The organism is Kineococcus sp. NPDC059986 (assembly GCF_040702905.1).
Lineage (GTDB): Bacteria > Actinomycetota > Actinomycetes > Actinomycetales > Kineococcaceae > Kineococcus.
Map to the genome: position 1 here is coordinate 26203 of NZ_JBFBND010000044.1, position 9885 is coordinate 36087.

7 protein-coding genes are annotated in these 9885 nt (G+C 72.4%); 1 reads left to right on the forward strand and 6 read right to left on the reverse strand.

The annotated features are described in order from the left end of the window. Window positions 1-149 precede the first annotated feature (149 nt). Window positions 150-1940: a glycoside hydrolase family 3 N-terminal domain-containing protein gene (locus AB0637_RS22260; RefSeq protein ID WP_366174889.1), complete on the forward strand. Its 1791-nt coding sequence runs from the start codon at window positions 150-152 to the stop codon at window positions 1938-1940. Window positions 1941-1944: 4 nt separating this feature from the next. On the opposite strand, the gene AB0637_RS22265 is transcribed toward AB0637_RS22260, so the two are convergent. The 6 genes from AB0637_RS22265 to AB0637_RS22290 are packed head-to-tail and all read right to left on the reverse strand — an operon-like array spanning window position 1945 to window position 9692. Further along, complete coding sequence (locus tag AB0637_RS22265) at window positions 1945-3129, reverse strand: family 1 glycosylhydrolase (protein ID WP_366174882.1); 1185 nt, start codon at window positions 3127-3129, stop codon at window positions 1945-1947. 11 nt (window positions 3130-3140) lie between these two features. Continuing rightward, a complete protein-coding gene (locus AB0637_RS22270; protein ID WP_366174883.1) occupies window positions 3141-4823 on the reverse strand; it encodes an ABC transporter ATP-binding protein in 1683 nt (560 codons plus the stop codon). After that, window positions 4820-5758, reverse strand: a complete 939-nt coding sequence (locus tag AB0637_RS22275) for an ABC transporter permease (RefSeq protein WP_366174884.1) — start codon at window positions 5756-5758, stop codon at window positions 4820-4822. Before AB0637_RS22275 ends, AB0637_RS22270 begins: the two co-directional genes overlap by 4 nt. A gap of 5 nt (window positions 5759-5763) precedes the next feature. Further along, window positions 5764-6822, reverse strand: coding sequence for an ABC transporter permease (locus AB0637_RS22280; RefSeq protein WP_366174885.1), 1059 nt, complete (start codon window positions 6820-6822; stop codon window positions 5764-5766). Beyond that, on the reverse strand, window positions 6819-8489 hold the full coding sequence (locus tag AB0637_RS22285; protein ID WP_366174886.1) for an ABC transporter substrate-binding protein: 1671 nt from the start codon (window positions 8487-8489) through the stop codon (window positions 6819-6821). Before AB0637_RS22285 ends, AB0637_RS22280 begins: the two co-directional genes overlap by 4 nt. Before the next feature lie 42 nt (window positions 8490-8531). Then, window positions 8532-9692, reverse strand: coding sequence for a LacI family DNA-binding transcriptional regulator (locus AB0637_RS22290; protein ID WP_366174887.1), 1161 nt, complete (start codon window positions 9690-9692; stop codon window positions 8532-8534). Window positions 9693-9885 lie beyond the last annotated feature (193 nt).

Sequence of the window (9885 nt, forward strand, 5' to 3'; positions counted from 1 at the left end):
CACCGCCCGGTGCGACGGTCCCGGACGAAGGAGTCCCGGTGAGCACCGACGCCGTGCAGGACGACGAGCAGGACGAGGGGCAGCCTGCAGCGCCCTACCGCGATCCCCGGCTGCCGGTGGCCGAGCGCGTCGCCGACCTCCTGGGCCGCATGACGCTGGCGGAGAAGGCGGGCCAGCTGTTCCACACCATGGTCGAGGTGGGACCCGACGGGACGCTGGCCGAGGAGAGCTCCCGCCTGGGGGCCGCGACCGCCCGGGAACTGGTGGTCGAGCGGCACCTGACCCACGTCAACGTGCTCGCCGCGCCACCCACGGCGCGCGAGTTCGCGCGCTGGCACGACCGCCTGCAGGAACTGGCCGCCGGGACCCGCCTCGGCATCCCCGTGACGGTGTCCAGCGACCCGCGGCACTCCTTCACCGACAACCCCGGTACGGCCCTGCTCTCGGGGCCGTTCTCGCAGTGGCCCGAGCCCCTGGGGCTGGCCGCCACCCGCGACGAACGGCTCGTGGAGGAACACGCCGACGCCGTGCGCCGGGAGTACCTCGCCGTCGGCATCCGCACCGCGCTGCACCCACAGGTCGACCTGCTCACCGAACCCCGCTGGGCCCGCGGCGGCGCGACCTTCGGCGAGGACGCCGCCCTCACCGGTCGGCTGGGCGCCGCCTGCGTGCGCGGGTTGCAGGCCACGGGTGACGTCGCCCGCGAGCAGGGCCTCGACGGCACCTTCGGCCCGCACTCGGTGTCCACGATGACGAAGCACTTCCCCGGCGGCGGGCCGCAGCAGGACGGGGAGGACCCGCACTTCGCCTACGGCCGCGAGCAGGTCTACCCCGGCGGGCACTTCGAGACGCACCTGCAGCCGTTCCGCGACCTGCTCGCCGCCGGGACGCGGCAGGTCATGCCCTACTACGGGATGCCCGTCGGGCTCGTCCGGAACGGGGACCCCGTGGAGGCCGTGGGGTTCGGGTTCAACCGTCAGGTCGTCACGGGGCTGCTGCGCGAGGAACTGGGGTTCGAGGGGATCGTCTGCACCGACTGGGGTCTGGTGACCGACGCGGAGGTCTTCGGCCGACCCTTCCCCGCCCGCGCGTGGGGCGTCGAGCACCTGTCGCGGCTCGAACGGGTGGAGCGGATCCTCGCCGCCGGCGCCGACCAGCTCGGGGGCGAGGCCTGCCCGGACCTCGTCGTGCAGCTCGTGCGCGACGGCCGCGTGCCGGAGGAGCGGCTCGACGTCTCCGTGGCCCGCTTGCTGACGGAGAAGTTCGTGCTCGGTCTGTTCGACGCCGGCCGGTCCGTGGACGAGGACACCGCGGAGGCCGTCGTCGGCGCCGCCGACCTGGTGGCCGCCGGCCGGCGGGCGCAGTCGCGCGCGGTGACGGTGCTGACGACGGAGGCCGTGCCCCTGCCGCTGGGCGCGGGGCGCAGCCGGCCCCTGCGGCTGGTCCTCGCCGCCCTGGTCGAGGAGGACCCCGCCGCTCCCCGCCTGCAGCCGCTCACGACGGCGGACCGTGCGGGGCTGGAGGTCGTGGACGGCACGGACCACGCCGACGTCGCGCTCGTGCGCCTCGAAGCGCCCTACGAGCGGCGCGGTCCGGGGTTCGAGTCCTTCTTCCACGCGGGGTCGCTGGAGTTCCCCGACGCCGTCCTCGACGTCGTGCGGGACCTCGCCGCCCGGGTGCCGACGATCGCCGTCGTCCACCTCGACCGGCCCGCGGTCCTCACCCCGCTCGTCGAGGCCGGGGTCAGCCTCGTCGTGGACTTCGGTGCGTCCACCGAGGCCCTGCTCGACGCGCTCACCGGCGTGGTCCCGGCGGAGGGACGGCTGCCGTTCGACCTGCCGCGGTCGACGGCCGCCGTCACCTCCTCACCCTCCGACGCGCCGTTCAGCACACCGGACCCGCTGTTCCGCTGCGGCCACGGCGTGCCGTCGCGGACGTAGGGGGTCAGGGCAGCGCGTTGGCCCGCGCGACCCCGCCGTACCAGTGCGCGCTGGGCTTGGGGGTCCGCTCGAACGTCTCGCGGTCCCACGCGACGAGACCGAACGTCGGGCGGTACCCCGAGGCCCACTCGTAGTTGTCGAGCAGGCTCCAGTGCCAGTACCCGCGCACGTCGATCCCCTCGGCCAGGCAGTCGTGGATCCCCTCCAGCGACGCCCGGGTGTAGGCGACCCGGCGGGTGTCGTCGGCCGTCGCGATGCCGTTCTCGGTCACCACGAGCGGCACGCCACCGGTGAGTTCCCAGGCCGAGCGCAACCCGTCGGCCGCGGCCTGCGGGTAGAACTCCCAGCCGGTGAGGGTGGTCTCGACGTCGTCGCGCACGGGCAGCGGGCCGTCCGGGCCGACGAAGGTGCGGGTGTAGGCCTGGACACCGACGAAGTCGTTGCCCTTGGCGGCCTCGAGGTACCAGTCGTCGCGGGGGTGGCCGTACTCGACGACGGCGTCGTCGGCGCCCGGCTCGCCCGTGCTCGTGAACGCCTGCGTGGCGACCGTCCAGCCCGTCTTCGCCTGCGGCAGCTGCGACAGGACGTCCCGGGCCCGTTCGTGGGAGGCCAGCAGCTGGTCGGCGACGTGCAGGTCCGGGTTCGGCAGCCCGTGGGCGACGAGGTTCGAGGCGTCCTCGCCGCCGGCCAGCATGGCCGCGATGTTCGGTTCGTTGACCGTGCAGATCCACTCGACGTCGTGGACGACGGGCAGCGCCGCCTCGACGTACCGGCCGAAGAGGTCGGGGGCGTCGTCGGCGCGCCAGAACCCGTCGCGCTCGAACCAGCGCGGCACCGTGAAGTGCATCAGCGTGACCATCGGCTCCACGCCGAACTCCCGGCACGTGTCCACCATGCGCCGGTAGTGGTCGACCGCGGCACGGGAGACGAACCCGCGCTCGGGTTCGATGCGGGCCCACTCGATGCTGAACCGGTAGGAGGTCAGCCCCAGGTCGGCCAGGACGCGGATGTCGTCGCGGTAGCGGTGGTAGCTGTCGGCCGCGTCGCCGGAGGGTTCGACGATGCCCCACGCCGCGGCCAGCGCGGGGTCGTGCTCGTGCATCCACCAGTTGCTGGCGACGTTGCCGCCCTCGATCTGGTGCGCGGCCGTCGCCGCCCCCCAGAGGAAACCGTCGGGGAAGGTGCGCATCGGGAGGACTCCTAGCGTGCTCGTGCGGGGTTCGGGACGGCGTCGAGCAGGGACACCGTGTAGGGGTGGGTGGGGTGCTGCAGCACGTGGGCCGTCGCACCGCGTTCGACGACGCGGCCCTCGTGCAGGACGAGCAGGTCGTCGGTGATGAGGCGCGCGCTCAGCAGGTCGTGGGTGATGTAGAGCAGCGACACCCCGAGCCGTTCGCGCAGGTCCTCCAGCAGCGCCAGGATCCCCGCGCGCAGGGTCACGTCGAGCATCGAGACCGGTTCGTCGGCGACGAGGACCTGTGGTTCGCACGCCAGCGCCCGGGCGATGACGACGCGCTGGCGCTGACCGCCGGACAACTGGTGCGGCAGCTTCTGGGCGTACTGCGCCGTGGGCGTCAACCCGACGGTCTCGAGCAGTTCGTGCACCCGGCGCCGGGCGTCGGCACCCTTGAGCCCCGTGTGGTTGAGGACGGGCCGGGTGAGGGCGTACTCGACGGTGTGCAGCGGGTTGAGGGCCGCGTAGGGGTCCTGGAACACCATCTGCACGCTGCGGTGCAGCGTCTTCAGGTCACGCCGGCCCAGCCGCCCGACGTCGAGGTCGCCGAACCGGACGGATCCCGAGGTCGGGGCCTCGACCCCGGTGACCATCTTGGCGATCGTCGACTTCCCCGACCCGCTGGCCCCCACGAGCGCCAGCGAGGCACCGGGTTCGAGGGTGAAGGACACGTCGGAGACGGCGTGGACGTCGGGTTCCCCCCGGCGCGGCGCCGGGTACGTCTTGGAGACGTCCTCGACGACGACGGGGGTCCCGCCGGCGGGCGGTGCCGGACGGGGTCGCAGCGACCGGTCGGCGAACCCCGGCAGCGAGACGGTCTCACCGCGCGGGTCGGCGTAGTGGCTCAGGAGCATCCGCGTGTACTCGTCCTGCGGAGAGCGCAGGACCTGTTGCGACGGGGCGTCCTCGACGATCCGGCCCTCGTGCATGACGAGTACCCGCTGGGTGGCGTCCAGGACGATCCCGAGGTCGTGGCTGATGAGGACGGCGGTGAACCCCTCGGTCCGCTGCAGCTCGACGATGGTGTCCATGACGGCGTGCTGGACGAGGACGTCGAGCGCGGTCGTGGGTTCGTCGAAGACGACGAGCTGCGGGTCCAGCGACAACGCCAGGGCGATGGACACGCGCTGGCGCATCCCGCCGGACAGCTCGCCGGGGTAGCGCGCGAGGACCTTGGCGTCCAGCTCGACCTTCGCGAGGAGTTCCTCGGACCGCTGCGCCCACCGCTGCTTCGGCACGTGGCCGTGGGCGCGGTAGATGTCGGCGAAGTGGTCCCGCACCCGGCGCACGGGGTTCAGGGCGTTCATGCCGGACTGCAGGACCATCGCGAACCCGCCCTGCCGCTGCCGGCGCAGGTCCTCGTCGTCGAGGTCGCGGATGTCGTCGCCGCCGAAGAGGATCTGACCGCCGTTGGTGCGCGCGGGTGGCTTCTGCAGCCGGGTGACCGCGTAGCCGAGGGTGGACTTGCCGGACCCCGACTCCCCCACCAGACCGACGAACTCACCGCGGCGCAGCCCGAAGGAGACGTGGTCGACGGCCTGCACCGGCCGGTGGCCGTGCGACTCGTAGACGACGGAGAGGTCGCGGACCTGCAGCAGGTCCTCCCCCACGACGGTGGGGGTTCCGGTGCTCGTGGCCTGCGTGCTCATCGGTCCGCCTTCCGGGTCCGCGACCCCTCGCGCAGTCGCGGGTTGCTGACGGCGTCGACGCCGAAGTTGACGAGGGTCAGGGACAGGGCCAGGAGCGCGATGCACAGACCGGGCGCGAACAGCAGTGCCCACTGCCCCGTGAGCAGGGCGCTGGAGTTCTGCGCCCAGTAGATCATCGTGCCCCAGCTGACGATCGAGGTGTCGCCGAGGCCGAGGAACTCCAGCCCCGCCTCGGCGAGGATCGCGGCCGTGGCCGCGCCGAAGAAGCTCCCCACGATGAGGGAGGTCATGTTGGGCAGGATCTCCCGGAACACGATGCGCGGGGCGCTGTCGCCGGAGAACCGGGCGGCCTCGACGAAGTCGCGGGAGCGCAGCGACTGCGTCTGGGACCGCAGCACCCGCGCCCCCCAGGCCCAGCCGGTGATGACGATGACGGCGATGATGACGGTGATGCCGCCGTTCTGCAGGTACGCCGCGATGACGATCATGAACGGCAGACCCGGGATGACGAGGAACAGGTTGACGACGAACCCGATGACCTCGCTGACCCACCCGCGGGTGTAGCCCCAGGACAGCCCGACGAGGACGGCCACGGCGGTCGCCAGCACCCCGGCGGTGAAGCCGACGAGGACGCTGATGCGCGCTCCGTGGACGAGCTGGGACAGCACGTCCTCCCCGGCGGCCGTGGTGCCCAGCCAGTGCGCGGCACTGACGTCCTGGCTGCGCGGGAACGTGTTCGCCTTGGCGTCGTAGGGCGCCAGCAGCGGCCCCACGACGGCGAGGAGGAGGAAGAACCCCAGCAGGACGAGCCCGACCCGCGCCTTGCGGTCCGACCACAGCGTCGCGAGGACGCGGCCGGCGCTGCGCCAGGGGCTGGGGGCGTGCTGGACGTCGAGCTCGGTCGACGACGCGCTGGTTCGACTCGTGGTGCTCACGCCGCTCACCTCCGGGTCCGCGGGTCGAGGAGGCCGTAGAGCACGTCGACGAGGAAGTTCGCGACGAGCACGCTGACCGTGATCATGAGGAAGAGCGCCTGCATCAGCGGGTAGTCCTGACCGATGACGGCGTTGAAGAGGAGGTAGCCGATGCCGGGGTACCCGAACACCTGCTCCACGAGGACGGACCCGCCGACGACACCGCCGAGCGCGAGCCCGAACCCGGTGAGGTTCGGCAGGATCGCGTTGCGCGCCGCGTACCGCAGGGCGACGGTGCGTCCGCGCAGGCCGTTGGCCTCGGCGAAGGTCACGTAGTCGTCCCCGAGCGTGTTGATCATCGCGTTGCGCATTCCGAGGATCCAGCCGCCGAGGGAGGTCAGCAGGATCGTGATGGCCGGCAGGGCCGCGTGGGCCAGGGCGTCGCCGACGAAGCTCAGGCTGAGCCCCGGCGTCGTCGTGGCCGAGTAGGCCCCCGTCGTCGGGAACCAGTGCAGGACGTAGCCGAGGAAGAACAGCAGCAGCAGCGCCGTCCAGAAGTACGGGAACGTCGACAGGAAGCTGCCCGACAACGTCGGCAGGGCGTCCAGCCAGGTCCCGCGCTTCCACGCCGAGGCCACCCCGATGAGGGTGCCGAGGACGAACGCCAGGACGGTGACGAGGCCGACGAGCACCAGCGTGTACGGCAGGGCCTGGGAGACCATCGAGGAGACGGTCTGGGGGTAGAACGTGTACGAGACGCCGAAGTCGAGGGTCACGACCTGCTTGAGGTAGGAGCCGTACTGCGAGAGCAGGTTGCCGCCCGGGACGCCGAGCTGGGCCTCGATGGCGGCGCGGGTGGCGTCGCTCACGGGGCCGTTCTGCGACAGCTTCGCGACGGCGGCGTCGGCCGGCGTCCCCGGCATGAGCCGCGGCAGGACGAAGTTCACGGTGACGGCGGCCCACAGGGTGAGCACGAAGAGGCCGAGCCGGCCGAGCAGGTAGCGACCCGGGAACGAGCCCCGGCCGGTCCGCACGGCGGGTGGTCCGGCGACGGTGGGGTCTGCCGCACTGTTGACGACGGTCATGCCGCACCTCCGGCGAGCTTGAGCCGCGTGAAGATCCCCAGCGGCGCCGAGTCGTAGTTCTGCGGGGCCATGTAGGGGTCCTCCGCCGTGGGCCAGCCGACGAACTTCTCGTCGTTGTACAGACCCCAGAGCCCGCCGTAGTACATGCCGATGACGGGCAGCTTGTCGTAGACCTGCTGCTGCAGTCCCCGCGCCGCGGCGAGCTGGCGCGCGGGGTCGGTGCTGGACTTGAACCGGGTGAGCAGGGCGTCGACCTCGGGGTCGGAGAACCGCTCGTAGTTCGCCTGCGTGGACGTCCCGACGTCGACGAGGAACTCGCTGGACATGAGGTCGTTGAACGCGCGGAACACGTCCCCGCCCCCCATGCCGCCGAGGGCGACCTGGAACTCCCCGTTGGCGATGGCGGACTGGTAGCCCGCCGGTTGCGGCAGCTGGAGCTTGACCTCGATGCCGAGACGGCCGAGCTGTTCGACGACCTCCTGCGCGGCGCGGGTCCAGTCGGTGTAGCCGTTGGCGGAGGTGAGGGCGAAGGAGAACTGCTTGCCCTGCGCGTCGACGAGCTTGCCGTCCTGCTGGGTGTACCCGGCCTTCGCGAACGAGGCCAGGGCCGCGGCGGTGTCCTGCCCGACCATGCCCTGGTCGGGGATGTCGGGGTTCAGCCAGTCCTGCTGGTTGGGCAGCATGAGACCCGTCTGACCGGCCGGCTGCATGTAGCCCTCGCTGGCCACCTCCGCGATGCGCCCGCGGTCCAGGGCGAGCGACAGCCCGCGCCGGACGTCGACGTCACCGAAGGGGGCGACCGTGTGGTTGGGCAGCAGCGCGATGATCCCGCCCGGCGGGAACCACCAGCGGTTGTGCGGGCTGGCCGCGCCCCACGTCCCCTTGACGTCGGAGATGAAGGAGTAGCTCCAGTCGTACCCGCGGGTGACGGTGTCGAGCTGGCTGTTCGTCGCCGGCAGGACGAGGTGCTGGATCTCGACGCTGTCGGCCTGCCAGTACCGGGGGTTCTTGTCCATCGAGTACTGCAGGGAGCTGTAGTTCCCCAGCACGAAGGGGCCCGTGCCGACGGGGTGCTCGTCCTGGAACGTGCCGGGGTCGGCGACCGTGGACCAGGTGTGCCGCGGCACGACGTACGTGACCCCGATGACCGCGAGCGCCGGCACGTCGTCGGACTGCAACCGGCAGACGACGCGGTCGCCGTCGGCCTCGACGGAGGCGAGGTGCTGCCAGACCCCCTTGGCGTCGAGGGCGGGCACCTTCTTCAGCAGTTCCAGGGTGAAGACGACGTCGTCGGCGGTGAAGGGTTCCCCGTCGCTCCAGTCCGCCTCGCGCACCGTGAAGACGATGGTCCGCGCGTCGGGCAGTTCCCAGGACTGCGCGAGCCACGGGATCTGCTCGCCGTCGAGGGGGTTGACGAGGACGAGGGGTTCGTAGATCCACTTCGACGCCGTCCGGTTGTTCACCAGGAACGGGTTGAAGACGCGGTTGAAGAGGGGGTTCCCCTTGTCCGCGTTGATGAGCATGGTGTCCTTCCCGATCGTCGGATCGGGTTGGCTGCGCACTTGCACGCTGCATCCGCTCAGTCCGGTCCCCACGAGGGCGGCTCCTGCGCCGAGCCCCGCGAGCACCCCCCGGCGGCTGAGCGCCGGTTCCTGCCGAAGCGTCATCGCTCGACCTCCACGTTCGTCGTGGAGGCCTAGCGTATGCGCTTACATCCTGGTGTCAACCGGAGGGCAGCTCTCCCGGAGCAGGACCTCGACCGGCAGCCGGGCCGACAGCAGCGGCGCGCCCGGGTCGCTGAGGCGGTCGACGACGGCGCGCACGGCCGCGCGGCCGAGCTCGGCCATCGGCTGGGCCACCGTGGTGAGCGGCGGTTCGGTGAACCGTCCGACGTCCAGGCCGTCGAACCCCGTGACGTAGACGTCGTCGGGGACGCGCAGCCCCCGGCGTCGCAGGGCGTCGAGGGCGCCGAGGGCCGACTGGTCGTTGGCGCAGACGAGGGCCCGCGGGACGCGCTGCGCGAGCAGGTCGGTCACGGCCCGGTCCGCGGTGTCGCGCCGGAAGTCGCCCCGCACGTGCGGGACCGCCGACCGGTCCACCCCGGCCGCGTCGAGCGCCGCGAACAGGCCCCGCTGCCGTTCGGCGTCGTCGGGCGAGTCCGCCGGTCCCGCCACGTAGACGACGCTGCCGGGATCGCGGACCCCCAGGCCCTGGACGACGTGCGTGACGAGGGCCTGCATGCCCGCCGCGTTGTCGACGCTCACGTGGTCGAGGCCGTCGGGGGGTTCGGCCCCCGTGCGGGCGGCGTCGGCCAGGAGGACGACGGGCAGCCGGCGGGCGACGTGGGTCAGGAGGTCGTCGGAGACCGTGCGCGCCAGGACGGCCAGGCCGTCGACGCGGCCGGCGATGTCGTTGACGATGACGTCGCGGGCCGGACCCCGCCCCGCGGCCACCATGAGCGCGAACCCACGACGCCAGGCCTCGACCTCGGCGCCGCGCAGCACCTCGTCGAAGTAGAGGTTCGGGCTGTGCGGAGCCGCACCCCGCCGCCGGTCGTCGACGACCCGCACCCCGCCACCGGGGTCCGGAGCGGGCCGGTCCTGCTCCTCGAGCGCGTCGTGGCCGGGGAAGCAGAGGCCGATGACCCCGGTCTTGCGGCCCGCGAGCGCCCGGGCGTTGCCGGACGGGACGTACCCGAGGTCGCGGACGGCGTCCAGGACGCGGGCGCGGGTGGCCTCGCGGACGGCGTCGGGGGTGCGCAGGACCCGGGAGACCGTCGCGATCGACACGCTCGCGCGGTCGGCCACGTCGTAGACGGTGGGGGTCCTGTCCTCGTCCGCGCTCGCCCCGCGCGACGGGTGGCGGGCCATGCCACGCCTCCTGCTCTGCTCCGGCACCGGATGGGTCCGCCGATGCTACGACGCCCCCACCCCTGGGCGGAAAACACTCTTTCCGCCCTCCCGGGGCCGGCGGATTCAAGCGGTCCCTGCAACACCGTCGTGGTCGTAGGGCCTGGACAGTAGCTCGTTCAAAGCCTCAGCCGGTGTCTTCCAGTCCAGGGTC